23 protein-coding genes are annotated in these 24,390 nt (G+C 50.2%); 11 read left to right on the forward strand and 12 right to left on the reverse strand.

Features of this window, described 5'->3' with window-relative positions:
- Nucleotides 1-22: 22 nt before the first annotated feature.
- Genes JKP77_RS06820 through JKP77_RS06830 form a run of 3 tightly spaced genes read right to left on the reverse strand, consistent with a single transcriptional unit; the run spans nt 23 to nt 2,865 of the window.
- Nucleotides 23-1,411 carry an NAD(P)(+) transhydrogenase (Re/Si-specific) subunit beta gene (locus JKP77_RS06820; RefSeq protein ID WP_218310436.1) on the reverse strand — a complete coding sequence of 463 codons (1,389 nt, stop codon included), beginning with the start codon at nt 1,409-1,411 and terminating at the stop codon, nt 23-25.
- A gap of 10 nt (nt 1,412-1,421) precedes the next feature.
- The gene (locus tag JKP77_RS06825) at nt 1,422-1,706 is read right to left on the reverse strand and encodes an NAD(P) transhydrogenase subunit alpha part 2 (protein WP_218310437.1); all 285 of its coding nucleotides are present in this window, start codon (nt 1,704-1,706) and stop codon (nt 1,422-1,424) included.
- Between the two features lies 1 nt (nt 1,707).
- Nucleotides 1,708-2,865, reverse strand: a complete 1,158-nt coding sequence (locus JKP77_RS06830) for an NAD(P) transhydrogenase subunit alpha (RefSeq protein WP_218310438.1) — start codon at nt 2,863-2,865, stop codon at nt 1,708-1,710.
- A 417-nt stretch (nt 2,866-3,282) separates the two neighbouring features.
- Here JKP77_RS06830 and JKP77_RS06835 point away from each other — a divergent pair, with 417 nt between their 5' ends.
- From JKP77_RS06835 to JKP77_RS06845, 3 genes are all read left to right on the forward strand, one after another.
- Complete coding sequence (locus tag JKP77_RS06835; RefSeq protein ID WP_218310439.1) at nt 3,283-4,005, forward strand: hypothetical protein; 723 nt, start codon at nt 3,283-3,285, stop codon at nt 4,003-4,005.
- A gap of 367 nt (nt 4,006-4,372) precedes the next feature.
- The gene (locus tag JKP77_RS06840) at nt 4,373-4,960 is read left to right on the forward strand and encodes a hypothetical protein (protein WP_218310440.1); all 588 of its coding nucleotides are present in this window, start codon (nt 4,373-4,375) and stop codon (nt 4,958-4,960) included.
- Entirely contained in the window at nt 4,948-6,462 is a 1,515-nt protein-coding gene (locus JKP77_RS06845) for a S1 family peptidase (RefSeq protein ID WP_218310441.1), read from the forward strand. The genes JKP77_RS06840 and JKP77_RS06845 overlap by 13 nt, the downstream gene beginning before the upstream one ends.
- A 194-nt stretch (nt 6,463-6,656) precedes the next feature.
- Here the strand turns inward: JKP77_RS06845 and JKP77_RS06850 are convergent, their stop codons facing one another.
- The 5 genes from JKP77_RS06850 to JKP77_RS06870 all read right to left on the reverse strand — a co-directional run bounded on the left by JKP77_RS06850 (nt 6,657) and on the right by JKP77_RS06870 (nt 11,224).
- On the reverse strand, nt 6,657-7,934 hold the full coding sequence (locus JKP77_RS06850; RefSeq protein WP_218310442.1) for an O-acetylhomoserine aminocarboxypropyltransferase/cysteine synthase family protein: 1,278 nt from the start codon (nt 7,932-7,934) through the stop codon (nt 6,657-6,659).
- 163 nt (nt 7,935-8,097) lie between these two features.
- Nucleotides 8,098-8,376, reverse strand: coding sequence for a peptidylprolyl isomerase PpiC (gene ppiC / locus JKP77_RS06855; protein ID WP_220100096.1), 279 nt, complete (start codon nt 8,374-8,376; stop codon nt 8,098-8,100).
- 107 nt (nt 8,377-8,483) lie between these two features.
- Complete coding sequence (groL, locus tag JKP77_RS06860; RefSeq protein WP_218310443.1) at nt 8,484-10,121, reverse strand: chaperonin GroEL; 1,638 nt, start codon at nt 10,119-10,121, stop codon at nt 8,484-8,486.
- Between the two features lie 38 nt (nt 10,122-10,159).
- Nucleotides 10,160-10,450, reverse strand: a complete 291-nt coding sequence (locus JKP77_RS06865; RefSeq protein WP_044058480.1) for a co-chaperone GroES — start codon at nt 10,448-10,450, stop codon at nt 10,160-10,162.
- Nucleotides 10,451-10,714: 264 nt separating this feature from the next.
- Nucleotides 10,715-11,224 (reverse strand): FxsA family protein, encoded by a 510-nt coding sequence (locus JKP77_RS06870; RefSeq protein WP_218310444.1) that lies wholly within the window; start codon nt 11,222-11,224, stop codon nt 10,715-10,717.
- A 265-nt stretch (nt 11,225-11,489) separates the two neighbouring features.
- Between JKP77_RS06870 and cutA the strand changes: the two genes are divergently transcribed.
- The 6 genes from cutA (at nt 11,490) to accC (ending at nt 17,040) form a co-directional block, all read left to right on the forward strand.
- Complete coding sequence (cutA, locus tag JKP77_RS06875; protein ID WP_218310445.1) at nt 11,490-11,804, forward strand: divalent-cation tolerance protein CutA; 315 nt, start codon at nt 11,490-11,492, stop codon at nt 11,802-11,804.
- A gap of 53 nt (nt 11,805-11,857) precedes the next feature.
- Nucleotides 11,858-13,639, forward strand: a complete 1,782-nt coding sequence (locus JKP77_RS06880; RefSeq protein ID WP_420840058.1) for a protein-disulfide reductase DsbD — start codon at nt 11,858-11,860, stop codon at nt 13,637-13,639.
- A gap of 141 nt (nt 13,640-13,780) precedes the next feature.
- Complete coding sequence (locus JKP77_RS22525; protein WP_274608633.1) at nt 13,781-14,548, forward strand: M23 family metallopeptidase; 768 nt, start codon at nt 13,781-13,783, stop codon at nt 14,546-14,548.
- 218 nt (nt 14,549-14,766) lie between these two features.
- Complete coding sequence (gene aroQ, locus JKP77_RS06890; RefSeq protein ID WP_218310447.1) at nt 14,767-15,207, forward strand: type II 3-dehydroquinate dehydratase; 441 nt, start codon at nt 14,767-14,769, stop codon at nt 15,205-15,207.
- A 13-nt stretch (nt 15,208-15,220) separates the two neighbouring features.
- Nucleotides 15,221-15,682, forward strand: coding sequence for an acetyl-CoA carboxylase biotin carboxyl carrier protein (gene accB, locus JKP77_RS06895; protein WP_218310448.1), 462 nt, complete (start codon nt 15,221-15,223; stop codon nt 15,680-15,682).
- A gap of 14 nt (nt 15,683-15,696) precedes the next feature.
- A complete protein-coding gene (gene accC / locus JKP77_RS06900; RefSeq protein ID WP_218310449.1) occupies nt 15,697-17,040 on the forward strand; it encodes an acetyl-CoA carboxylase biotin carboxylase subunit in 1,344 nt (447 codons plus the stop codon).
- Between the two features lie 192 nt (nt 17,041-17,232).
- On the opposite strand, the gene JKP77_RS06905 is transcribed toward accC, so the two are convergent.
- A complete protein-coding gene (locus JKP77_RS06905) occupies nt 17,233-19,341 on the reverse strand; it encodes a methyl-accepting chemotaxis protein (RefSeq protein ID WP_218310450.1) in 2,109 nt (702 codons plus the stop codon).
- Nucleotides 19,342-19,726: 385 nt separating this feature from the next.
- Here JKP77_RS06905 and JKP77_RS06910 point away from each other — a divergent pair, with 385 nt between their 5' ends.
- Together JKP77_RS06910 and JKP77_RS06915 are read left to right on the forward strand one after the other, a co-directional pair.
- Nucleotides 19,727-20,674 (forward strand): hypothetical protein, encoded by a 948-nt coding sequence (locus JKP77_RS06910; protein ID WP_218310451.1) that lies wholly within the window; start codon nt 19,727-19,729, stop codon nt 20,672-20,674.
- Nucleotides 20,675-21,010: 336 nt separating this feature from the next.
- On the forward strand, nt 21,011-21,457 hold the full coding sequence (locus tag JKP77_RS06915) for a hypothetical protein (RefSeq protein ID WP_218310452.1): 447 nt from the start codon (nt 21,011-21,013) through the stop codon (nt 21,455-21,457).
- 21 nt (nt 21,458-21,478) lie between these two features.
- Here JKP77_RS06915 and JKP77_RS06920 read toward each other — a convergent pair whose 3' ends face one another.
- From JKP77_RS06920 to JKP77_RS06930, 3 genes are all read right to left on the reverse strand, one after another.
- Nucleotides 21,479-21,763 carry a TIGR03643 family protein gene (locus tag JKP77_RS06920; protein WP_218310453.1) on the reverse strand — a complete coding sequence of 95 codons (285 nt, stop codon included), beginning with the start codon at nt 21,761-21,763 and terminating at the stop codon, nt 21,479-21,481.
- A gap of 59 nt (nt 21,764-21,822) precedes the next feature.
- A complete protein-coding gene (locus JKP77_RS06925) occupies nt 21,823-23,985 on the reverse strand; it encodes an exonuclease domain-containing protein (protein ID WP_246601113.1) in 2,163 nt (720 codons plus the stop codon).
- A 93-nt stretch (nt 23,986-24,078) separates the two neighbouring features.
- Entirely contained in the window at nt 24,079-24,378 is a 300-nt protein-coding gene (locus JKP77_RS06930) for a hypothetical protein (RefSeq protein WP_218310454.1), read from the reverse strand.
- Nucleotides 24,379-24,390: the final 12 nt, after the last annotated feature.

Below are 24,390 nucleotides of genomic sequence, written 5' to 3' on the forward strand. Positions count from 1 at the left end.
TCATTTACCCGTTATCGTTTGATTAATCGTCACCAAACTCGCGAATTATGCTGTTGATGGTTTCTTTCGCATCGCCCAGCACCATGCGGGTGTTGTCCTTGAAGAAAAGCGGGTTGTCCACCCCGGCAAACCCGGCATTGGCAGAGCGCTTAAGCACGAATACCGTCTTCGCACGATAGGCCTCTATCACCGGCATGCCGTAAATCGGGCTGCCTTTCATTTCTTTCGCTGCAGGATTTACCACGTCGTTGGCACCGATGACGATCACCACATCGTAGTTTTCCATACGCGGGTTCACATCGTCCATTTCATGAAGCTGATCGTAAGGCACATCGGCTTCCGCCAGCAGCACATTCATGTGTCCGGGCATACGGCCTGCTACCGGGTGAATGGCGTAGTCGACGGTACACCCATTTTCTTCCAGCAACGTTTGCAGTTCACGTACCGCATGCTGTGCCTGTGCTACGGCCATACCGTAACCCGGAACCACCAACACAGCCTGTGCCGCTTCAAGCACATAAAACGAGTCCTGCGCAGACAACACTTTAATTTCGCCAGTGATAGCCTCGCCTGCTTCCACCGGTTTGGAAAAACCGGATAACAGCACGTTCATCAGTGAACGGTTCATGGCTTTACACATGATGTTTGTCAGAATTAGTCCCGATGCTCCCACCAGCAGACCCGTGACAATGAGTATGGTGTTGCCCACGGCAAGCCCCGCCGCAGACGCAGCAATACCGGAGTAGCTGTTCAGCAGTGCGATAACTACCGGCATGTCAGCACCACCAATGGAAATAGTGGCCCACAAACCAAAGCTAAGACCCAGCGCAATGGCGATATACAGCCACAGCGGATTAGCCGGGTCGGTAACAAACAGATAGCCTACCACTGCCATCCCCACCAGATGCAGAATGCTAAGTTCTCGCAGACCGGTAAAAATCACGGCTTTTGAAGACAACTTACCAGACAGCTTTCCCCAGGCTATTACGGAACCGGAGAAGGTCACGCCGCCCACCAGCAAGGTAAACAGCACAGTGATAAAAACAAAATTGCCAGACGCATTAATGGCAAATGGCGTCATAGCGCTTACCGTTGACCAGCCCAGCAACAACGAGGCGGCACCACCAAAACCATTAAACAGGGATACCATTTCCGGCATCTGCGTCATTTGCACAGAGCGTGCTTTCCACGCGCCATAGGCGCCGCCGATCACGACACCCAAGACGATGTAGTGATAACTGATAATGTCGCGATCCAGTAAGGTCACCACTACCGCCACCAACATACCCAGCGCGGAAATCATATTGCCCTTTCGCGCTGTAGAGGGATGACTTAGCAGTTTCAGGCCAAGAATAAATAACGCTGCGGCGACAACGTAAGCGAGATTAATTGTGGTTGCTATATTCGTCACGTGTCACCTCCTATTTTTTGTCTTTTTTCTTGAACATGCCGAGCATACGGTCAGTAACCAGATACCCTCCCACGACGTTAATACTGGCAAGCGCGACCGCTGCAGTGCCCAGAATGGTAGTGAGTAAATTATTATCTGACCCAGATGCCACCAAAGCGCCGACCAGCGTAACACCGGAGATGGCGTTAGAACCGGACATCAGCGGTGTATGCAGCGTCGCGGGGACTTTTCGGATCAGCTCGAAGCCCAGCATGGCTGCCAGAAGTACAATAAACAGCAGATAAATCGTTTCCATCTCAGGCTCCTTCGTAGGCTGATTTCAGCATGTCATTTATGATGTTGCCATCGTGCGTAATAACGCAGCCGGCCAGAATGTCGTCCTCTAAATCGAGGTTAAACGTCCCGCTCTCATCATCCAGAAATTCATCCAGCAAGTTGAAGATGTTGTTGGCGTACATGTCTGTTGCCGCACGCGCCACCTGCTGACTCCAGTTGCCCGTTCCGATGACTTTCACACCTTTCACGTCAACCGTTTCGCCAGGTACAGAGCCTTCAACGTTACCGCCAGACTGTGCAGCCATATCTACCACCACACTTCCCGGCTTCATCATTTCCAGCGTGCTTTTGTTAATTAACACCGGCGGCTTTCGTCCGAACAACTGTGCGGTAGTAATTACAATGTCTGAACTGGTAATGGCATCGCGTTGGGCATCCTGCAGTTTTTGCTTTTGCTCGTCGGTAAGCTCTTTAGCATAACCATCTTTGGTTTGCCCGGTTTCTCCGATATCAATTTTTAAGAACTTACCGCCCAGCGACTCAACCTGCTCTGCCACGACCGGTCGGGTATCATACGCCAGCACATTTGCGCCTAGCCGTTTGGCTGTGGCGATTGCCTGCAGTCCGGCTACACCGGCACCGATAATAAAGACTTTCGCAGGCTTGATGGTACCTGACGGCGTCATCATCATGGGTAGAATGGAGGGGAGGTACGTGGCCGCCTGCATTACCATAACGTAACCGGCAAGACTGGCCTGAGAGCTCAGAGCATCCATCTTCTGAGCACGGGAAGAACGCGGGATCATCTCGACAGACACTGTCGTCATACCGCTTTCACTTAATTGTGTTACCAGTGGCTGCTGGAAAAAGGGATCGATGTGCCCGACAACCAGCGTACCCGGCTTCAGCTTGGTGATCATCTCCGCAGGCGGACGATTCACGCATATCAGCGCATCAATTTCGCTTAAGGCCTCATTCACATCATCTATAATAGAAGCCCCCGCTTCTTTTAATTCAGAATCTGAATAATGACTGGATACCCCTGCACCAGTCTCGACCAAAATTTCTACATTTTTCCGACTCAAACGCATCACACTCGACGGTGATACGGCGCAGCGTCTTTCCTCGCTGCCAGACTCTGAAGCCTGCTTTGCCTCATTTAAAATCAGGATCTTCATGATTTTCTCCAGTTGATCAGGCTTCCCTGAGGATGACACTCTTCATACCGTACCGGCTATTTCAATACATTATGTCAATCATTCGGAATGGAAATCCATTAATGATTGAATAAATGTTATGCAAAATAAATATAAAAGCAGAGAATAATATTGTTGAATAATTGCGCATCAACCGTATCTATTGGCAAGTCCGCTGGTTCACCGGGCTAATTCAAAACCTCAACGCTATAAATGTTTTTTATGTGAATGGCGTGGATCTGGCGATATTCAGGATAGTTACATGCAGCAATATGTGCGGGAAGAAGGGGTTGGTGTGCGGTCTGTACTCACGCCGGCACTGAGTGGTATCAACACTATCGCTATACAGGCTGAAAACACGTTACACTGACGACATTATTGTTGCTGTCTGATTCCCTTATGCAAAACCGAAAGCGCTGTTTCGCACTGCTTATTCTTTTCTCTTTTCTCAACATCTCTGCTGCGCAGGCGATGCGTGCCGGTGATTACTATTACTTTATTTCCGAGCGCTGTGAGGCCAGGGGCCCTCAGGAGCCTGAGAAAAAAGCCGCGGTAACCCCCGATATCCGTTTGTTTGATATTGTGCCAGCCGGCATCAGCGATTATTACGTAAAAATGAATACCAGGGCGCTGGTCGATTATGCAGAAGAGGGACAGCGTTTCCTTGACGAGCTGGCAAAAAAGCAAGCCTATACCGCGGGTCAAAGCGCAGATAACCCGCAAGAAACCCATCATGACTTTATGTTACAGCGCGAAGCTATCGACCTTGCAGAACTTATCAGAACACTGAACGTGTTTTCGCAACGTCAGACAGATACCGGATATTTTTATAAAAAACTTCTGACGCTCGCCGATGATACCGCACGTTTTAAAGCCGTCACCCGTGTGCGTCTTACCGATACAGGCGTGGAAAACGCACTCTACCTGACTACCTTTACCTCGGAATACTTCAGGCTGGATGATGATGGCAATGCCGCTGAAACGGCGTTTATTACTGTGGATCATGCAAAAGCGATAGCCCGCCATCTGCATAGAGATGACAGCCCATATGCAAGCTACGTAAAAAAGGGGGTATGCGCAGAGAAATGGATGCCGGCGGATACCAGCGAACAAGGCGATTAAGCAAAACTACGCTATCGGTTTGCTAGCAGCCCGAACTCTGAATACTGACAAGTCTGCGGAAAGTAGCAATTCGGACAGCTCCCCACACTTAACCATAATCGCCGCCCCGTCCCCTCAAAATACTTCCTGTTCTAAACCAAAAAAAGAATCTGGAATTAATCAGAAACACAGACCAAACTAGAGAAGGTGCGTGGCTGCATGTCTGAGCGACCATAGACGTATTCGCACCTTACCTAAATAAAAGCGTGACGCCGTGAACGCGTAACATAAAAACTTGTTCTTATAACCCAACGATATTGCTGTTCTTGATTGTAAAGTTTTGACCCATCGTGCGTAACGCTCTGCCAGGATTAGCAGGGAACAGTAAATGAGCAAAGTGGAAGACTTCATAGCGGGAGCCGGCGTTGGGGCGCTTGCAGGACTACTTATTGGTTTATCTACCGCATCGGTCGTAGGTACTGCAATCAGTGCCATTGCTGCCATTCTCGCCGCCGTCTTAGGACTTACCAAAGCTAAACCTGAACTGGTTGAACAACAGCGTTTCAGGATCATGGGATTCGGTATTTTTGCCACCCTGGCCTTACTCTGCGGCTTGCTGCTGCGCGTGCAGGATCTTCTCGCCCCTTCTATCAGCGAACAGATTAACCAGTGGCAGAGTGCCGGTTATACCGAAGAAGCTGCGCGTGCTTATACCGCCTTTGCGCGGCTGGGTATTAAACCGGACGGAGCCGAAATTATCTCTGTGCCCGGCCCCCGTACCGTACTCTCATCAGGCACCAGTTCGACACACTGTAACAACCTGAAATCCGGAAACCGGACGGTTTCCCAGTGGATAAGCGCGGCTCGTGCCGAAGACGCACCGTGGCCCGATATTGCCGACATCGTTGAAAGTAGCCGCGCTGAGTCACAAGCAGATATTGTCAACGCGATATGGAGGGTGTTATGCGAGGCCTGATAAAAACAGCATGTTATTTACTAACGGCACTCAGCGTTGCTGCGTTTGAGACAACAGCAGCAATAGACGCAGACACACTCAAAGAAGTGAAAAAGTCTGTTGTCCGGGTTCAGGCCAGACAGTGCGTGGACGATGCCCAGAATGGCAGCGGTTTTCTCTACGGTAGCGAAAACCAAGTTGTCACTGCACTGCACGTCATCGCTGGCTGTGAGAAGTTCAGTGTATATCATGAAGACTCCGGCAATACGCTATCGGCAAGCGTTCTGAAAACCTATAAGAAAGCCGATATGGCGGTGCTAAAGCTGAGTGCGGCGCTTCCCCATGCCGTACTTACCCGTTCTAACATACAGCCTGCATACAACGAGCGGCTTATCGTTATAGGCTACGAAGCGAATGCGCCAACCATGGACGACACCGAGTTGCGCGTGACCTCTGGCAGTAACCGGCTGGCGGACATGCTGAACGACAAGGCCATCACGCAGATAAAGCAGGTGGGCATGCCGTCTGTCGATCTTGAAATCCTGCGCTTCGATGGTCACCTGATCCCCGGCATTTCCGGCGGCCCGATACTGAACAAAAACGGCGAGGTAGTGGGCATTGCAGATGGTGGACTGGAAAGCGGCACCGCCAGTATCAGTTGGGGCGTACCGATTAAAAACTTTTATCACCTGATGTCGGGTAGCGAGCTGGACATATCGGGGCAGGCGTCAGGAGCCGGGACACTTACCGCGTCCCGCGTTTTTTCGGCTGACACCGATATTAATATGGGAAAAAGTATCAGCTGCGGCCAGTTTACTTTCAGAAAAATGCGAACCCGAAGCCTCAGCGAGTTGTATCAAACCTCGGACTCACCAATGGGCATTTCTCAGCTTATCAGTGCGGGTCATTATGCCGGTCACCCGAATATAAACCCAGATTTTGATATTTATATTCATCAAGCCTCCGGCGGCGCATTTGCCATCCCGCAAGGGTGGGAAATAGAAAAGTCCGGTAACCACTGCAGAGCTTACAACGATGATGGTAGCGTAGAAATGCGGTTGGCCGGAGCGCAGGTTTCTGGCCCGATGCATGCTCAGCAGGTGTCAGTTAATTTTGAATCTATGCTGCTGGAGAATGACACACTGGTTGCTCAGGTTGATCCCAACTGGAGTTACCTGCAACCTTTTGTAAGAAACGATGGCCTTGTCGCCAACAGAAAGTCTGCAACGCTGTATAACTCGGCCACACTCTGGCAGCCTCCCATGTTCAATTCCTACGTTATGGAAACGCTGCTTGTGCGATCCGATGCTTTCCTCGGCATCGCTGCTTTTGACCGTTCGCTGTGTCGCGTTAACCATTTTAGTCCGGGCTGCGACCCTTCACGACCGGTAAACCGCGACTTTGTGGAAGCATCGTTAGGTGCCGCGCTGTCCACGTTCCCCTGCGGTCGCACCGACAAGCAGTTTGCGGCCCAGTTTGCAGGTAATAACGTGCAAGCCTGGAATAACGGTTACTGCGGCTGAACCTCAGCACGTTACCGCAGCGAAGACAGGGTCGCTGCGGTAATGTTGTGATATTTGAAATATGCGCTATGCACGCCAGAGTGTATAAACCCAAAAAGCAAAAGGGGTACACAGGCATATCTCGGTCAAAAGAAGGCAGACAGGCCGGGAAAAGCGAGCAATCCTGTAATGTACTGACCTCCCGGCGTTACCGCCTATCGCTGGCTGGCTGACAGCGCCTGCTCAATATCCGCAATAATATCGTCGATATGTTCAATACCTACGGAAATGCGCACCATATCTTCACTGACACCGGCGCTGGCCAGTTCTTCAGCGTTTAGCTGACGGTGCGTTGTGCTGGCCGGATGGCAGGCGAGGGATTTCGCATCACCGATGTTAACCAGACGCAGAATAAGCGCAAGCGCATCGATAAATTTAGACCCGGCAGGCACGCCGCCTTTAATACCGAAGCTGATAATGCCGGCCGCTTTTCCGCCGCAGATCCGCTGACACGTTTCGAAGTGCTCACTTTCAGGAAGGGCGGCGTAATTGACCCAGTTGACCGCCTCATGCTGCTTAAGATAAGCGGCAACTTTTTCGGCGTTTTCACAATGTCGTTCCATGCGCAACGACAGCGTTTCCAGTCCCTGCATAATATTAAACGCGCTTTGCGCTGACAGCGCCGCGCCGGTATTTCGCAGCGGCACCACACGACAGCGTCCGATGTAGGCAGCTGGCCCCAGAGCTTCGGTATAGGTGACGCCGTGATAGCTGGGATCCGGCGTGGTCAGCATGCTGAAACGATCCGAATGGGCAGCCCAGTCAAACTTACCTGAGTCAACGATAATGCCGCCAACGGTGGTGCCATGCCCGCCAATGTATTTGGTAAGCGAGTGCACGGCAATATCAGCGCCGTGGTCGAATACCCGGCATAGCACCGGGGTTGCTACCGTATTATCGACAATGAGCGGAACGCCGGCGGCGTGTGCGATTTCAGCCCAGCGGGCGATATCAACCACATTACCTGCGGGGTTACCAATAGACTCACAAAACACGGCTTTGGTATTTTCATCGATGGCGTCGGCCAAACCGTCAAAATCATCCGCCTGAACAAATTTAGTTTGTATGCCCTGGCGCGGAAAGGTGTGTGCGAACAGGTTGTACGTGCCGCCATATAACTGCCCGACACTCACGATATTGCTGCCTACCTCGGCAATCGCCTCTATCGCATAACGAATAGCTGCCATACCGGACGCCACAGCCAGGGCGCCGACACCGCCTTCCAGTTCCGTCAGACGCTGCTCCAATACCGCATTGGTGGGGTTCATGATCCGGCTGTAGATATTGCCTGGTACTTTCAAATCAAAAAGATCAGCACCATGCTGTGTATTATCGAAAGTAAACGACGTGGTCTGATAAATAGGGGTAGTCGCGGCTTTGGTAGTTTCTTCGCTGGTATAGCCTGCGTGCAGTGCAATCGTTTCCGGTTTCATGTCGAGCTCCTTAGGCAACCGTCTGGACATTTAGACGTCCATAAACAGTAGAGCAAAACTTCGTCTTTGGATAGTACTACTTAGCAATAATTTAAAACGTGTGATTATGAAAAGCAGAACAGGCGATATAAAGAGTTACATCTGAGATGGGTAGCAGGTGGCACTAACTGCGATACAAGGTTTTAATCAGGTGGTAGCCAAAGCGCGTTTTTACCGGCCCGTGCACTTTTAGCACTTCTTTTTTAAACACAACATCATCAAAAGCTTTTACCATTTGCCCGCGGCGAAACTCGCCCAAATCACCACCACGCTTACCCGATGGGCAGGTAGAATAACGTTTGGCGAGGCTACCAAAGTTTTTGCCTTTTTTAAGCTGGTCTAAAATCGATAAGGCTTCTTTTTCTGTTTTTACCAGAATATGCAGTGCGGATGCAGTTGCCATAATTTTTACTCTTTCTCGCTCGACTCAGTGGCAATTATACGGGAAAACGGCAAAAAAAAAGCGCTCCGAAGAGCGCTTTTCTTAATTAGCGTTAGCTAATGGGTGGATCACATCATGCCGCCCATTCCGCCCATGCCGCCCATGTCAGGCATTGCTGGTGCGTCTTCCTTTGGAAGTTCAGCCACCATCGCTTCAGTCGTGATCATCAGAGAAGCAATCGACGCTGCGAACTGCAGTGCAGAACGAGTCACTTTAGTTGGGTCAAGGATACCCATTTCCAGCATGTCGCCGTAAGTGTCGTTACCTGCGTTATAACCGTAGTTACCTTCGCCGTTCTTCACTTCGTTAACCACTACTGATGCTTCTGCACCTGAGTTGATTGCGATTTGACGCAGTGGAGATTCCATTGCACGCAGAGCCAGTTTGATACCAACGGTTTGGTCTTCGTTGTCACCAGTCAGGTCAACCAGGCGTGACGCCGCACGAACCAGGGCAACACCACCACCAGGTACCACACCTTCTTCAACCGCAGCGCGAGTTGCATGCAGTGCATCTTCAACGCGGTCTTTCTTCTCTTTCATTTCTACTTCAGTAGCAGCACCTACTTTGATGACTGCAACACCGCCAGACAGCTTGGCCAGACGCTCCTGAAGTTTCTCTTTATCGTAGTCAGAAGAAGATTCTTCAATTTGACCACGAATTTGCGAGCAACGACCTTCAATAGCCGCTTCGTCGCCGTTACCGTCAACAACAGTGGTGTTGTCTTTGTTGATAACAACGCGCTTCGCTGTACCTAAGTCTTCCAGCTGTACCTTTTCCAGCTCCAGACCAATCTCTTCAGAGATTACTGTACCGCCAGTCAGGGTCGCGATGTCTTGTAGCATCGCTTTACGACGGTCACCGAAACCCGGAGCTTTAACCGCAGCCACTTTCACGATACCGCGCATGTTGTTAACAACCAGTGTTGCCAGCGCTTCACCTTCAACGTCTTCCGCCATGATAAGCAGAGGCTTACCGGCTTTCGCAACGTTTTCCAGTGTAGGCAGTAGTTCACGGATGTTAGAGATTTTCTTGTCTACCAGCAGGATGAACGGGTTGTCCAGCTCAACAGTGCCGTTTTCCTGGTTGTTGATGAAGTAAGGAGACAGGTAACCGCGGTCAAACTGCATACCTTCAACCACGTCCAGCTCGTTTTGCAGAGCCTGACCTTCTTCAACAGTGATAACACCTTCTTTGCCAACTTTTTCCATTGCCTGTGCAATGATCTCACCCACTTCTGAGTCAGAGTTTGCAGAGATAGTACCTACCTGAGCAATAGACTTGCTGTCAGCACAATCAGTAGACAGGTTTTTCAGTTCTTCAACCGCAGCGATAACGGCTTTGTCGATACCGCGCTTCAGATCCATCGGGTTCATACCCGCAGCCACTGACTTAAGACCTTCAGTTACGATAGCCTGCGCCAGAACGGTTGCCGTAGTAGTACCGTCACCCGCTTCGTCGTTCGCTTTAGACGCTACTTCTTTAACCATCTGTGCGCCCATGTTCTCGAACTTGTCTTCCAGCTCGATTTCTTTCGCTACAGACACACCATCTTTAGTGATGGTAGGCGCGCCGAATGACTTATCCAGAACAACGTTACGGCCTTTAGGGCCTAAGGTTACTTTTACTGCGTTTGCAAGAGTATTAACGCCTTTCAGCATTTTTGTGCGGGCGTCATCACCAAAACGTACTTCTTTAGCTGCCATGTTTAATTCCTCTAAATTCGTTTAACGGATATCGTGTTTTATTCAACAATTGCCAGAATGTCGCTTTCGCTCAGGATCAGAACTTCTTCACCATCCAGCTTCTCTGTTTTCACGCCGTAACCGTCGTTGAAAATAACGGTGTCGCCTACTTTTACATCCAGAGCTTTAACGTCGCCGTTATCAAGGATGCGACCGTTACCTACAGCAATAACCTCACCGCGCGTAGATTTTTCTGCAGCAGAACCAGTCAGTACGATTCCACCAGCAGACTTGCTTTCCTGCTCTGCGCGCTTAATGATGACGCGATCATGTAAAGGACGAATTGCCATTTTCAAATCTCCTGAAAATTCAACTATTCAAGTTTTAAGTTGTGATCGATGCACAACACTGTGCACCGGATACCTAGGAATGCCCGTTGCCGGGCGTTAAAATCTTTTCTGCGTGGTTAAATGGGGGAGTACCCTGACAATCTCAAGGGCTTTTTGTGAAAAAAACGCATTTTTTTTCATTCAACGCGTTGCCAGCCAGGCTAGCTGCCACGAATGTTTTAGATTCGCGTGCAACCCGGCTGCTCCTGAGGTTCAGAACTTGGGTTACTTCAGGCGCTTATCCGGATCGTCCTGCCGGGTTTTATCATCGTATTCGCCTTCAAACACGTTGCCGTTACCGGATGGATCGCGCTTCCTGAAAGGATCGTTACCAGGTTGTTGATAATTACCGGCCTGACCGAATCCGCCCTGGGTAACAACCCGCATCTTCATATGCTTGGACAGTTGCGCTGCCAGCATGTGGCGGCTGCCGGGAATCACGAATAGGAAGCCAAGGATATCGGTAATCAATCCGGGAGTGACCAGTAGCACACCGGCAATCACCAGCATCAGCCCTTCTACCATTTCTTTACCCGGCAACTCGTTTCGCTGCATTTTCGCCTGTGCAGACTGCAGGGTCTGGAAGCCCTCACGGCGCACAAGATAAGCACCAACAAAAGCTGTGATAATAACCAGGGCAACCGTGTTCCAGCCACCGATGATGCCGCCTACCTGAATCAACAGCGCTATCTCAAGGATAGGCATAATGGCAAATAATAAAAAAAGAATGCGCAAATCAGCACCTCATAAAATTCATTTTGGCCCGGATCCGGGGCCAGTTTTGTGTAATACCAGCACAACATAGTAATGAGCACACAAACACATGCTTCACGCCAGACGCTGGCAATACACTTTACTCCTACATGGGGGAGTTTCTCATAATCACAATCATACCTACGTGCAGAACCGACCAACGGTGCTGTCGCGCCGACAAGTCGTTCTCATGTTACACTGAATTTCTGAAAGAATATCAAAGCCCGCAAGGTCTTAAGGAGCAAACATGTCAGTTAAAATTGCATTGTGCACCGTACCCGATAAAAAAACCGGCAGCGAGATCGCAGCCAGACTCGTGGAAGACCACCTAGCAGCGTGCGTCAATATTGCCGGGCCGGTAACGTCATTTTATAAGTGGGAAGGCGCTTTACAGCAAGGCGAAGAATTTCAGCTGGTAATCAAAACCACTGATGACAAGGTCAACGATGCCTATATCTGTGTTGAAGATCTGCACCCGTATGATGTGATGGAATGGTTAGTTATGGATGAAATTTCTGGCAGCGATGCCTACGTAAACTGGCTGACAACGTCTGTTAATTAATAAGCAGTAATCAGGAAACTTGCATGAAGCCAAGACATTATTTACTCGTTCTGATGGCGATATTCATCGCCTTCCCCTTTGCCTGCAAAGCGCAAGTCGAAAGTGGAGGGATGGCCGATCTGTTCAGTGACGAGCCCGAGTTTTTACCGGTTGAAGAAGCCTTTGTTTTCGACTTTGAGCAAAACGATGACGTGCTGACGGTGACGTTTGACATTGCTGATGCCTACTACCTGTATAAGCATCAGTTTAAGCTGGTCACCAAAAACGCCACCATTGGCGAGCCATCGTTACCTGAAGGTAAAGAAAAACAGGATGAGTTTTTTGGCCTCACGGAAGTGTATTACGACAGCGTCACTTTTACGGTTCCTATCGAGGAATCGGTAAAGGATGGCGTGGTAAAGCTACGTTACCAGGGATGTGCCGATGCCGGGCTGTGTTATCCACCCACCACCAAAGTGATTTACCTTGAAGCGGTGGGCGCGGGGTCTGAGCCAGCTCCCGCAGAGGCCGGAAGCGATGCAGCGCAAAGCGGCAGCACGCAATCGGAACAGTTCACGCTGGCCGAGCGGCTGGCGGATGATGAAAACCTGCTGTGGACGTTGCTGATATTCCTCGCACTGGGCGTAGGCCTGGCGTTCACACCCTGTGTTTTTCCGATGTATCCCATTCTGTCCGGCATTGTAATTGGCCAGGGCAAAGAAATTAAACTGTCTAAAGCATTCTGGTTATCGTTTGTGTACGTACAGGGTATGGCGATCACCTACTCGCTGCTTGGTCTTGTGGTGGCTTCGGCAGGGGTACAGTTTCAGGCGGCGCTTCAGCACCCGATTATTCTTTCGGTATTTATTGTGTTGTTCCTGGCACTTGCGCTGGCGATGTTTGGCGCGTATGAGCTGCAATTACCTTCGTCATGGCAATCCCGTCTGAACAACTTAAGCAACGATCAGAAACGTGGCAACGTTATTGGCGTCTTTGTCATGGGTGTGCTGTCCGGCCTGGTGGCATCGCCATGCACAACGGCACCGCTGACCGGCATTCTGTTGTTTATCGCACAGTCCGGTGACATGGCGCTTGGCTTTATCTCCCTCTACGTATTGAGCCTGGGCATGGGGATCCCGCTTATTCTGTTCGGCATGACGGGCGGAAAACTACTGCCCAAAGCGGGCAACTGGATGAATATCGTGAAAGTGACCTTCGGCTTCATGATGCTGGCAGTAGCAGTGCTGTTTGTTGAGCGTTTGTGGAACAGCAACTATACCGATTTATTGTGGGCTGGCGTCGGCCTGATGGCTTTCACCTATTACAGCGTGATGAATCAGGCGTCATCGCCTTCGCTCGCGAAAGGTGTCCGTACACTGGTCATTTTCTTAGGTCTGTTTGGTAGCGCAATGATTGGCTACCAGACACTCTTTGGCAGCAGTCACGGAAGCACTGCAGGAACCTCAGCGACAGCATCAAACGCTCATCCTGAGTTTATGGTAGTAAAAAGTGTTGACGATTTACGCACCAAAGTGGCTGCCGCTAACGCGCAGGGAAAAACCGTGATGGTCGATTTGTACGCCGACTGGTGTGTGGCCTGTAAGGAGTTTGAGAAGTATACCTTCCCGGCGCCGCAGGTCGTTGACGCACTCAGTGACACCGTGTGGATGCAAATTGATTTAACCGATAACACGCCGACCAATTTGGCGTTTAACGAAGAATTTGATGTGCTTGGCTTACCCACCATTTTGTTTTTCGATAAACAGGGGAATGAAATAAAAGGCTCCCGGGTTACCGGCTTCATGCGGGCAGATCCGTTTGCTGCCCACATTAAAAAGGTGTTAGATAACAACTAGAGTCAGCCAGCCGGCGTAATCTACATAATCGCTGTTATCTGTTAGCCGCGTCAATAGGGCTCTGTACTGCCAGAGCCCTGGCGATTGGTGGTTCAGCTTTATCGTTCTGCAAACAGCAGGGTAGGAGTCAGGGGGCAGGTTTTGCGTATTCTTTTCATCTGGATAGCGATTGTTTTGGCTCTGCCGGCCTACGGAAGTCAGCGCTGTTTTGATGACCGCTTTTGTCTTTCCACAGAGCCGGACGGAAGCCGGGCGACTCTGCTTGTTGAGAACGTGTCCGGGTTACCCGTGGTTCTCTCGTTATATGCTCCGCAACTGGTAGGTAAGCCTCACGTTACTGTTGATTTGCGCGCCTCGGAGCAACGCCTGCTTGGCAGCGTTCGCAACGTCCGGCGTTTCTGGCAGGATATGCGGGTCCGCTGGACGCCAGGCACACTGGCAGCCGTTCACAATGACGACATCCGCTACGCTCCTCCACTACAACCCGTATCACACTATCCGGTTATCCAGGGTTTCAATGGCAATTACAGTCATCAGGGGGCGTCCCGTTACACCATTGACTTTGATGCACCTGAAGGAACCCCAGTACTGGCGGCCAGAGGCGGCATTGTTATTGATACCAAAGCCGACGGGCAGCTTGGCGGTCCGTCGAAGTCGCTGGCAAAACATGCGAACTATGTGGCGATTCTGCACGATGATGGCACAACCGGTGAATACTATCACTTGCGCTTTGATGGAGTGGCAGTGTCTCGCGGTGATACGGTCAAAACCGGTCAGCTGATTGGTTATACCGGCAACACCGGCTTCTCATCACAGCCTCATTTGCACTTTGGCGTATACATCGCAAAACCTCATGGCCGGTATGACTCTGTTCCTGTCAGCTTCAATACAGAGCTTTCGATGCCCTAGTTTGCTGTGCTTGTAGACTAACGTCTATATGCACATGAACTTTGCGGCGATATCCCCTGATTAGACCAGTATTTTGCTGCGAAATTTGTATGTACGTCTATAATCACTCGTTAATTAAAAACGATAAGGCTGTAACTGGCTTTTTTTCGTGCAACAGCAGTGTTTTTTTGTTGAAATGACAAATAACCCGATCTTTGTCGAAAGATAGCATCATTTTAATGAATATTTTGTTACTTAACGGGCCTAACTTAAATATGTTAGGACAGCGTGAACCGGATAAATACGGTCACCAGACATTACAGGACATCGTCGATGACTTAACGGCACAGGCAGACTCTGCCGGAGTCAGCTTGTCTCATTTTCAGTCAAATGCCGAGTATGCGCTTATTGATCGCATACATGATTCTCTTGGCACCGTTGACGCTATCATCATCAATCCCGGCGCATTTACTCATACCAGCATTGCGCTGCGGGATGCGCTGTTGAGTGTATCGATTCCTTTTGTCGAGGTGCATCTGTCCAATGTGCACGCCCGCGAACCTTTTCGTCATCATTCTTATCTTTCAGATATAGCCGCAGGCGTCATTCTGGGGTTGGGTCCTATCGGATACTCCCTGGCTCTGACGGCTGCCATTAACTTACAGACAACGACAAAGTAATACGAGACAGATCATGGATATCAGAAAAATTAAAAAGCTCATCGAACTGGTTGAAGAATCCGGCATTGCCGAGCTGGAAATCACCGAAGGCGAAGAGTCTGTGCGCATTCACCGCGGCCCTTCTGGCGTCGCAGCCCCTATGAATTACAGCTTCGCAGCACCGCAAGCGCCTCAGGCTCCGCAAGCGCCGGCGTCTGCACCTGCAGCACCGGAAGTTCCGGCAGAACCGGCGGCTCCCAGCGGCCACGTCGTCAAATCACCGATGGTAGGCACCTTCTACCGCGCGTCCTCACCAACGGCAAAAGCGTTCGTTGAAGTTGGCCAGAGCGTGAAAGTGGGCGATACGCTGTGTATCGTTGAAGCCATGAAAATGATGAATCAAATTGAATCTGACAAAGCCGGTGTGGTTAAAGAAATCCTGGTGGAAAATCAGGATCCGGTAGAATTTGACCAACCCATGTTCATCATTGAATAACCGGGCACATTATCATGTTAGATAAAGTACTCATTGCAAACCGTGGGGAAATCGCACTTCGCATTTTGCGTGCCTGTAAAGAACTGGGCATCAAAACCGTTGCGGTGCATTCCACTGCGGATAAAAACCTCAAGCACGTTCTGTTAGCTGACGAATCTATCTGTATTGGTAAAGCGTCAGCCACAGAAAGTTACCTTAACATTCCACGCATCATTGCGGCGGCGGAAGTCACCAACTCCATTGCAATCCATCCTGGTTATGGATTTCTTGCAGAGAATGCCGATTTCGCTGAAGCAGTAGAAAAAAGCGGCTTTATTTTCATCGGCCCGACAGCGGAGACCATCAATCTGATGGGAGACAAAGTGTCGGCCATCAATGCGATGAAAAAAGCTGGCGTACCCTGTGTACCCGGCTCTGACGGCCCTCTGACAGAAGACAATGAGCGTAACAAAACCATTGCTAAGCGCATCGGTTATCCGATTATCGTAAAAGCTGCCGGTGGCGGTGGTGGTCGCGGTATGCGTGTTGTTCGCAATGAAGGCGAGCTCATCAAGGCTATCGAAACCACACAGGCAGAAGCCGGTGCCGCTTTCGGTAACCCTACCGTGTATATGGAGAAATTCCTGGAGAATCCACGTCATGTGGAAATTCAGGTGCTTGCCGATGGTCAGGGCAATGCCATTCACTTAGGTGAGCGCGATTGCTCCATGCAGCGTCGTCACCAGAAAGTGGTTGAAGAAGCGCCAGCACCTGGTGTTTCTGAGCAGATGCGCAATAAAATTGGCGATCGCTGTCGCCGTGCCTGTATCGAAATAGGGTATCGTGGCGCCGGAACATTTGAATTTTTGTATGAAAACGGCGAGTTTTATTTCATCGAAATGAACACCCGTATTCAGGTAGAGCACCCGGTATCTGAGATGATCACCGGCGTCGACCTGATTAAAGAGCAGCTGCGCATTGCAGCAGGTCAGCCGCTATCCATAGACCAGTCGCAAATTCAGATCCGTGGTCATGCCATTGAATGTCGTATCAATGCGGAAGATCCGCAGACGTTTGTGCCAAGTCCGGGCAAAATTGATATGTTTCATTCGCCAGGCGGCCTGGGCGTTCGCTGGGATTCACATATTTATGCCGGTTACACTGTACCGCCATACTATGACTCGATGATTGGTAAGCTGATCACTTACGGTGAAAGCCGTGACGAAGCGATTGCCAGAATGCGTCACGCGCTGGATGAGCTGGTTATTGACGGGATCAAAACCAACATTCCGCTGCAACGCCGAATTATGGCTGATGAAAACTTCTTTGCTGGTGGAACCAACATCCACTATCTGGAAAAGAAGTTGGGCATGGCCTGACAATGACAAAAACAGGCGCGCAATGCGCCTGTTTTTATTTCTGTGGCTACCTTGGTCAAAGACGTTCTTCTGTTCCACCCCTCGCAAGCTTTGCTGTCAGTTAACACCAGAAGTAAGATGTAGCTGAGCATGACAGAGCATATCAGTCTGATCTAAATCGCTGTCTGCACCATGGCAGAGCGCAATCAAACGCTACACACGAAGGCGGCTAAGCTGCGTATTCATATCATGGATAAGCGCGTTGATATGGGCGTTCACGTCGTTCAGTACCTTGCCCAGTTTTGCCAAGTCCTGACTATCATCACTGACCATAACAACGCGTTTACTGATGTCATTACTCACGTGGCTCTGTTGCTCAGCGGCCGTGGCAACCTGGCTAACACTGTCGCTGATACTGGCTAACCGCGCCAGCGTATCGCTGACATTGTCAAAGCTGGTTTGGGTTTGCGATACAGTATCAGCTACTGAACTCTGCATTGCCTCCAGTGACGTCACCGAGCGTTTAACACGGCTTTGCAATTCCGTAATAAGTTGAGAGATTTCTTCTGTGGATGTCTGGGTTCTGGCCGCCAGATTACGAACTTCGTCGGCCACTACTGCAAAGCCACGTCCTTGCTCGCCTGCTCTGGCAGCTTCTATCGCTGCATTCAGTGCCAGCAGATTGGTTTGCTCAGCAATAGATTCTATTGTGGTGAGAATACTGGTGATATCGTCGGTTTTGCTGGCAACGTCATTTACCTCGCTGGCAGACTGACGGATTTCCCGGGACAGCCCATTTACATGCTCTACGTTAGAAGACAACGCCTGCTGAGTACCCTGCAGCATGGTATTGCACGACTGGGTATCTGCCGCCGTGCCGGCTGCCAGTGATGCCACTTCCGTTGCGGTTGCCGACATCTGCGTAACGGCAGTAGCGATATTGTCCAGCTCATGCTGCTGTTTGCCGGTACGACTCTCAAGTTGCGTCGCACTGGACGTTAACTGATCTAACTCGCTGACCAGCGCCTGTGCACTGTGTTTAGACACGCGTATCATTTCTGCCAGCTTCTGCATAAAGGCGTTTAGTCCGTTTGCTAGCGTTATCAGCTCTGCATATCGCTGGGCAGGCAGCGTCTGGGTGAGATCGCCCTCCTGGGAGGCGAGGGTGGATACGGACGAAGCCACCGCGGAAATTGGCTGAGAAATGGAGCGCGCAACCCACAAAGAAATGCCAATGGCGATAACAATAAACAATCCGGCCAGTACCAAAAGCGTGGTCAGTGCCTGGCCATAACTGGACTCAGCTTCTTTTTCCATTGTTTGCAGTGATGCCGTCGCCACTGACGTAGGGACTGCTACCACCATGGTCCAGCGCTCCTGAGTATTGGCGATATCGAAAGCGTAGGTCGCACGCCAGTAAGTGTCCCCCATCTGCGTTTCTGCACCGCCTTTTAATGCGCTGCTCAGTGCGGGCGCGACTTTTTCGAGGGACTTGCCAAGATCGTCAGGGTAAGCGCTTGATGCAGCAATCATATTACGCTGACTCAATAGCGTGAGCTCAGCGGCGCCGTTAAACAATGTTTTGCTGTAGTCAGATACCCATCGCTGCAACACCGGCAAATTAATATCAATGCCCACTACCCCCCGGAACTGACCATTCTTTAACACAGGTGCGGTCAACGTCGTCATCAGTGCTTCGTTACCTTCCTCTATTTCATAAAGATAGGGGTCAAGTACGCAGGCCCGCCGCAGATCTTTGCTGCACAGGTACCACTCGGCCTCTCTAACCCCGTTCTCATCGCGGGTATCCAGATACTTCTCCTGCGGATCATCCACCGGATAGAGCACAGCCTGGCCGTTTTCTTTTACATAGTAGACTTCAAGGCTGCCTATTGGCGTGCTGTGTACACCGGCATTACGGAATTCAGAATCGCGACCGTCATAGGCATTGTTCTCAAACTGCGCATACAGTGCACTGGCAGCGTCAACTGACAATAAGGTAGAGGCCACCATTTGTTGCACATCTTCTCTGGACAGGTTTGCCGAGGGTGTCGCGGTGTCTGCATAAATCGATGCCAGCGCCTGGACCGGCGTGAAACTGGCGTTTAATAGTGAGGATGCTTGCTGCGCCGCACGCTGTGCACTTTGCTGCATCGATTTTACGATCTGCGTTTCCAGCTCACTTTCAATACTTTGTAATTGTCGACTCGAAAGGCTGTTCAGGCTAAAGAGCGCGATGCTTCCCAGCACAATGGCACAAACGCTGACAAGAGCAATCATGATGATCAGCAGTTTCGTTTTAATTGAACCATGATTACCCATCGGACAACTCCGCACGCTACGTTACATAAGGGGGTTAATGTAATCTTAATCTGGTTTCCCCACTCTGCCACTTTATTTTACCGTATCTGCGTTATGGTCTTTATCGTGCATTTTGCTTCTTTTCTATAAATTCGATTAAAACAATCAATTTTATTAAATTTTGCAAATTAATTCCTTAAGCTACTATCCAAGACGTGAAAGGGCAGCTCTTGTCTTTTTACGTTCTCATGTGATTTTAAACCTCTCTGGTTTATACCCTCCGGGCTTAGTACCCCACTTCATAGGCCGGCACGCTTGATGCCGGCTTTTTTTTATTCCCGTTCAGCTTTCTGCCACAATCATTCGTATAATGATGACTTCTTATTTTTCAGGGACGTTAATAACTATGTATCGCTTCCTTACCGCCGTGTTGTTTTGTGCAAGTCCGGTGGTGGCGTTGGCTCAGAACAGCGACACTGACAGCGCTGCCGGGTATTCTCACAGGCTGGATTTGCAGGCGCGTTTTGATGACCGTTCAGACCGGGATCATCGAAATCAATACCGTATCCGTTATTATCCACAGTGGACCTTTGATGACGATGGCAGCTGGAGTGTGAACAGTTTCATCGTAACAGGCGATGATTTCGGCTCCAGTCACAACACCATTGGCGACGGCAACAGTCAGAAAATCTACGTCCGGCGCGCCTACGTTCGCCACACGTCCTCATGGGGAAAAACCGAAGTCGGCATCATACCCACGTACAAAGGCCGGGTATCCTCCTCGGGCTTATCAAAAGATGGCTGGATTGCCGGTATACGTCAGGTAGTTGAGCTGGACAGCGACAGTCTGCTGGATATTGTGGTGGGAGAACTGGATGAAACGGACCCGGCGAAAGCACTGCACTTACCCGAACAAGCCAATTACATCGAGGTGGAGTACACCACAAAGATCAATGATTTCCACAGTTACGAACTAAGCCTGGAGAGAATGACGGGGGGTAATTTTCTGCGTGGTGAATACCGTTATAAAACCGGCTTGAACCACACGCTGTTTTTCGAACTCATCCGACGCCTGGATGAACCTGATTCCAAAACCGTTGCCGGTCTTACAGGCGACTTCGCCATTAATAACACCCCTCTGTCTTACTTTGCCCATTACTCTTATGTCAGTGAAGGCATTGGTCCCCGGGCAGAACTGACCGAAGATTTTTTAGGAACCGGTCATGGGTTTTCTGCAGAACTTAGCGGCCGCATCAACGCTGTTGATGATATGGAGTGGTTTGTCAGGTTTGACGTAGTAGACAGCACAACCCGCTTACTTACCGGCATCGCGGTGTCACTCGATAAGGATTAACGCTCTTTAGGTTTAGCTTCAATCACGGCATCGCCGACTCGCCCGGTTATGGATTGTCTGGTGCAGTGTCGAAAGCTAAAAAAAAGGCCCACCGAAAGGTGGGCCAAACAGCAAGAACGCGTACACACTGTCAACAGTGCATAGTGATTTACGCATACATATATGCGTCAGTTCACAGCATCATGGTTACGTTTTTTTAATCTGGCTGATATCACGCTCTTCATCCTTTATCATTAATTCTGCGACACTGCATAAACAAAAAAATCACTGTCAGCAGGCCGTTTCAAAGGATGCGTTTTCAGTCAGCCTTTGTATATAACAACAAGAGGAGGATATATGTCATCGCGGGTGCAGTTGATGTCCCGTCATTTACCAATATCACGACTTTCCATCGACGTACTGCTTGCTCTCAGGCTGTACTACGATAGTGCTGCGCAAGGGGTCAGTATTGACAAAGATATCGCAGAACTTCGTGAGTTTCCGGAGCGATTATCCGGAAGCTATCGCGCCGAATGGGAGAGCCTTGTCAAACGCGAAGTCGCCAGACAAATTATTCAGCAGGACGCACGCCCTGTCAGCGAGATGATTGAAATCATCATGGCTGATCTTGAAACGTTCTATGCGCGCGACGAACGCTTCCTGCGATTGCTTGAATTAGTCAGGCACGCTGAAGCAATTGAGAAAACAGATAACGCGCGGGTGTTTCCCACACCATTAAAACGGCAACTGATGGCACTGTTGCTGCCCGCAGTGACATTGCCGCCAAAACCGCCTAGACCCTGATTAATAAGCCGCTGGCAGAGCTTATTTATTTGCGCCCTGTGGTTTGTACTGTGACACGCAGTATCCTCGTGAGACGCCTTCAGGGCGCAGCGCTTTATGCTTTGTACTGCGGCCGCTTACCCGTGCCCGCCAGTTACGAAAGGCCTGTGGCTTTAGCCTGGCGCGCATCAGAGCGATAACCTGCTTTTCAGATAGCCCGAAAAGCGACTCGATGGCTTCAAACGGCGTCCGGTCTTCCCACGCCATTTCAATTATCCTTGAAGTTTCATGTTCTTCAAGGTGACTTGTCAGGGCTTTTTTATTCATCAATTACATTACATCAGAATGACTGCGTGATTACCTATACGCAGGCTCTCAAAAGTGGTTCAGTCACGCTTCTGCTGGGACAATAGCAGCAGCGACGCGGCGGCTTTAGCATCTGACAGCGCGCGGTGATGACGCTCCATCGCAATATCGAAATGAGAGGTCAGTGCTGCCAGCGAATACGAAGCCAGCCCAGGCCACGCTTTACGCATCTCTCTGACAGTACATAACTTCGGGCGGCGATAGTGTTGCTCCAGTCGCGCAAACTCCTGCTTAATAAAGCCATAATCGAAATTCACGTTATGCGCCACAAACACACAGTCTTCCGTGAACTGCGCAATGGCTTCGGCCACCTCGGCGAAAATCGGTGCCGTTGCTACCATCTCATCAGAAATTCCGGTCAGACGTGTTATTGCAGATGGGATGTGACGCTGCGGATTAATAAGCGACTGCCATTCGTCCACCACTTCTCCGTTTATGACCTTGGCGATCCCGACTTCCGTTATCCGGTGGTAAGCGGCATTTCCGCCGGTAGTTTCAATATCTACCACCGCATAGGGCTGCATTGGATCGCGGTACCAGTTAACCTGCGTAATGGTCACATCAAAACCAGCCTGCTGTAGTCGCTGAATAGTCATCAGCTGATTTCTGCGAAGCTGATCCCCCGGCGCTTTAATTTCTTCAAACCGAAGGGTAGTGTCCAATACCATAATGTCAGGAAAACCATCGCGCAGAGTTTTAAAGTCGCGACACATCATCACAAGTAACCGCTTTACGGCTTCATAATCTCCCTGCGTCAGCAATATCCGGGGAGTGTCCAGCAAGGACTGGCTCCACATAAACAGACTGTTAACCTTTCCGAAGTGAGCAGCTGCCTGTCGGGTAACGTGTTCAAGCATACTATCGGCGGTTGGCAGCGCATCCAGTAGCGCATCTATCTGAATATGATACTGGTCGTAAAAATCGTTATGTCTGAGCGGCTGAGGCCGGCGGTCAAATTCGTTTACCAGTGCTTCCTGCGAATATAATAAGTCCCAGAATGTCAGACCGAATAATACCCGCCACAACCGGTTTTCTGTTCTCCATGCTGTTATTCCTCTGCGCTTGTACCAGGCAATGACCCCACGCTCCACCTGCTGATTCTGACTTTCATCCAGCGCCAGTGTGCGACTGGCATTGCGCAGCATGTCAGTGAGGGCGCTGGTACGTTTTTTATGAAACTTTCTGGCGTAAAAATCTTCTGCAAAGGTTAACAGGGTATCGGAGCCGGGATTATCAATAATCTCTTCAAGGGCAGATTTCACCTGCGCCTTGTCGCCGGATTTATACAGCTCTCGTAACCACTTTTCTTTTGCCTGATCACCCTGCCCCCTGGCCAGTACCGAGAGCGCCAGTGGCGGAAATTCGGTTAGCAACAGTTGGCCCAGCTTGAGGCAATACCGGTCCTGTAATTGCTGACCAACGGCGCTGTCAGCTTCAGGCAAAGTCTGCTCTGCCAATGCGCGCAGCTCTGCACTGCTCAGATACGGGAGCGTGTCGGTATGATAAGCGTAATACCAGGCCGCGGCTGCCTCTTCGGCGTTATCAAACCTGGCAACATCAGCACTTGCTGCGCTGTCGGCGCGAGTGCGCATAATGCCAAGATCGCGCATGGAAAATTGATTCAGCCGCCCCTTGGTATTGCCGAAGTATAAAAACAGCAAAAAACGCAATGGCTGATCGAAGGCGCAGTAAAGATAATGCGAGCAGGAAAAACTATCAGGCCAGCCATGCTGAGTAATTTGCCGCTCCAGAAGCTGACTGAGCGCCGCTTTGCTTTGCCCTGAAAGTCCACGGATATCCTGATAGTTAGCCAGTAGCTCGATAATGTCGGCCTTATTCAATACCGACACCACATCCCAGATTGGTGCCGCGTCCAGCGACAAAAACCACTCCTGCGCGATCAACACATCTATCTGTTCCTGCGGTTGCGCTATCTCATCGTAGTTGAAGTGATTGCGATTTATCACTGCATACTTTCTTGAGGCCGCCCGCACAACGATACATTGCTGAGGTTCGGGAAGGGCTATGAAGTTATCGATAAAATCGCGGCTGGCAGTATCAAGAAGAACACCACTCTGGCCTTCAAAAAACCGCAGGAATTCATGGAAATGGTCAAGGTAGTAGCGAGCCGGTAACGTTTTGCGCATAACGGGATGAATTCTCTCGTGTTGTAATACTGCCATCCCCGCGGATCCCGGGGAGCACACCTGCAACCCTGACAACCGGAACTAACCGGGTCGAGGGGGCTGCCAACAATAGTGTATATTTATACAGCTCTAATAATCAAGCCGGATCCGCTGTTTGCTCACCCAGTCAAAATAGTTAGCCAGATCCACGTCCTGCTGCAACGCTTTCTGCGTATTCAGCGTTTTCGCTAGCGTCATCTCTGAATAAAACCGGTGAATACCATCATGACACTGCCGGCAAATTGCAATGCCTTCGTTTAGCTTTTGTTTCGTGTAGCGCTTTTTGAAATGGGCGCGGCGATGCATTTTTTTCGGGATCAGGTGATGAAAGGTCAACCGGGCATTGCGGTAGCAAAGGGGACATACTCCAATTTTTTGCTCTCTGCTCATCAGACTTTTTTG

It is taken from the genome of Alteromonas antoniana (assembly GCF_019249295.1).
In the GTDB taxonomy this organism is placed as follows: domain Bacteria; phylum Pseudomonadota; class Gammaproteobacteria; order Enterobacterales; family Alteromonadaceae; genus Alteromonas; species Alteromonas antoniana.

What these genes read in the sequence shown, in the direction of transcription:
- JKP77_RS06915 (WP_218310452.1), top strand. Translation starts at nt 21,011, where the DNA reads ATGTCATCGCGGGTGCAGTTGATGTCCCGTCATTTACCAATATCACGA.
- JKP77_RS06910 (WP_218310451.1), top strand. Translation starts at nt 19,727, where the DNA reads ATGTATCGCTTCCTTACCGCCGTGTTGTTTTGTGCAAGTCCGGTGGTG.
- ppiC (WP_220100096.1), bottom strand. Translation starts at nt 8,376, where the DNA reads ATGGCAACTGCATCCGCACTGCATATTCTGGTAAAAACAGAAAAAGAA.
- JKP77_RS06845 (WP_218310441.1), top strand. Translation starts at nt 4,948, where the DNA reads ATGCGAGGCCTGATAAAAACAGCATGTTATTTACTAACGGCACTCAGC.
- JKP77_RS06830 (WP_218310438.1), bottom strand. Translation starts at nt 2,865, where the DNA reads ATGAAGATCCTGATTTTAAATGAGGCAAAGCAGGCTTCAGAGTCTGGC.
- JKP77_RS06850 (WP_218310442.1), bottom strand. Translation starts at nt 7,934, where the DNA reads ATGAAACCGGAAACGATTGCACTGCACGCAGGCTATACCAGCGAAGAA.
- JKP77_RS06925 (WP_246601113.1), bottom strand. Translation starts at nt 23,985, where the DNA reads ATGGCAGTATTACAACACGAGAGAATTCATCCCGTTATGCGCAAAACG.
- JKP77_RS06835 (WP_218310439.1), top strand. Translation starts at nt 3,283, where the DNA reads ATGCAAAACCGAAAGCGCTGTTTCGCACTGCTTATTCTTTTCTCTTTT.
- JKP77_RS06865 (WP_044058480.1), bottom strand. Translation starts at nt 10,450, where the DNA reads ATGGCAATTCGTCCTTTACATGATCGCGTCATCATTAAGCGCGCAGAG.
- cutA (WP_218310445.1), top strand. Translation starts at nt 11,490, where the DNA reads ATGTCAGTTAAAATTGCATTGTGCACCGTACCCGATAAAAAAACCGGC.
- JKP77_RS06905 (WP_218310450.1), bottom strand. Translation starts at nt 19,341, where the DNA reads ATGGGTAATCATGGTTCAATTAAAACGAAACTGCTGATCATCATGATT.
- groL (WP_218310443.1), bottom strand. Translation starts at nt 10,121, where the DNA reads ATGGCAGCTAAAGAAGTACGTTTTGGTGATGACGCCCGCACAAAAATG.
- aroQ (WP_218310447.1), top strand. Translation starts at nt 14,767, where the DNA reads ATGAATATTTTGTTACTTAACGGGCCTAACTTAAATATGTTAGGACAG.
- accC (WP_218310449.1), top strand. Translation starts at nt 15,697, where the DNA reads ATGTTAGATAAAGTACTCATTGCAAACCGTGGGGAAATCGCACTTCGC.
- JKP77_RS06930 (WP_218310454.1), bottom strand. Translation starts at nt 24,378, where the DNA reads ATGAGCAGAGAGCAAAAAATTGGAGTATGTCCCCTTTGCTACCGCAAT.
- accB (WP_218310448.1), top strand. Translation starts at nt 15,221, where the DNA reads ATGGATATCAGAAAAATTAAAAAGCTCATCGAACTGGTTGAAGAATCC.
- JKP77_RS06840 (WP_218310440.1), top strand. Translation starts at nt 4,373, where the DNA reads ATGAGCAAAGTGGAAGACTTCATAGCGGGAGCCGGCGTTGGGGCGCTT.
- JKP77_RS06825 (WP_218310437.1), bottom strand. Translation starts at nt 1,706, where the DNA reads ATGGAAACGATTTATCTGCTGTTTATTGTACTTCTGGCAGCCATGCTG.
- JKP77_RS06920 (WP_218310453.1), bottom strand. Translation starts at nt 21,763, where the DNA reads ATGAATAAAAAAGCCCTGACAAGTCACCTTGAAGAACATGAAACTTCA.
- JKP77_RS06880 (WP_420840058.1), top strand. Translation starts at nt 11,858, where the DNA reads ATGGCGATATTCATCGCCTTCCCCTTTGCCTGCAAAGCGCAAGTCGAA.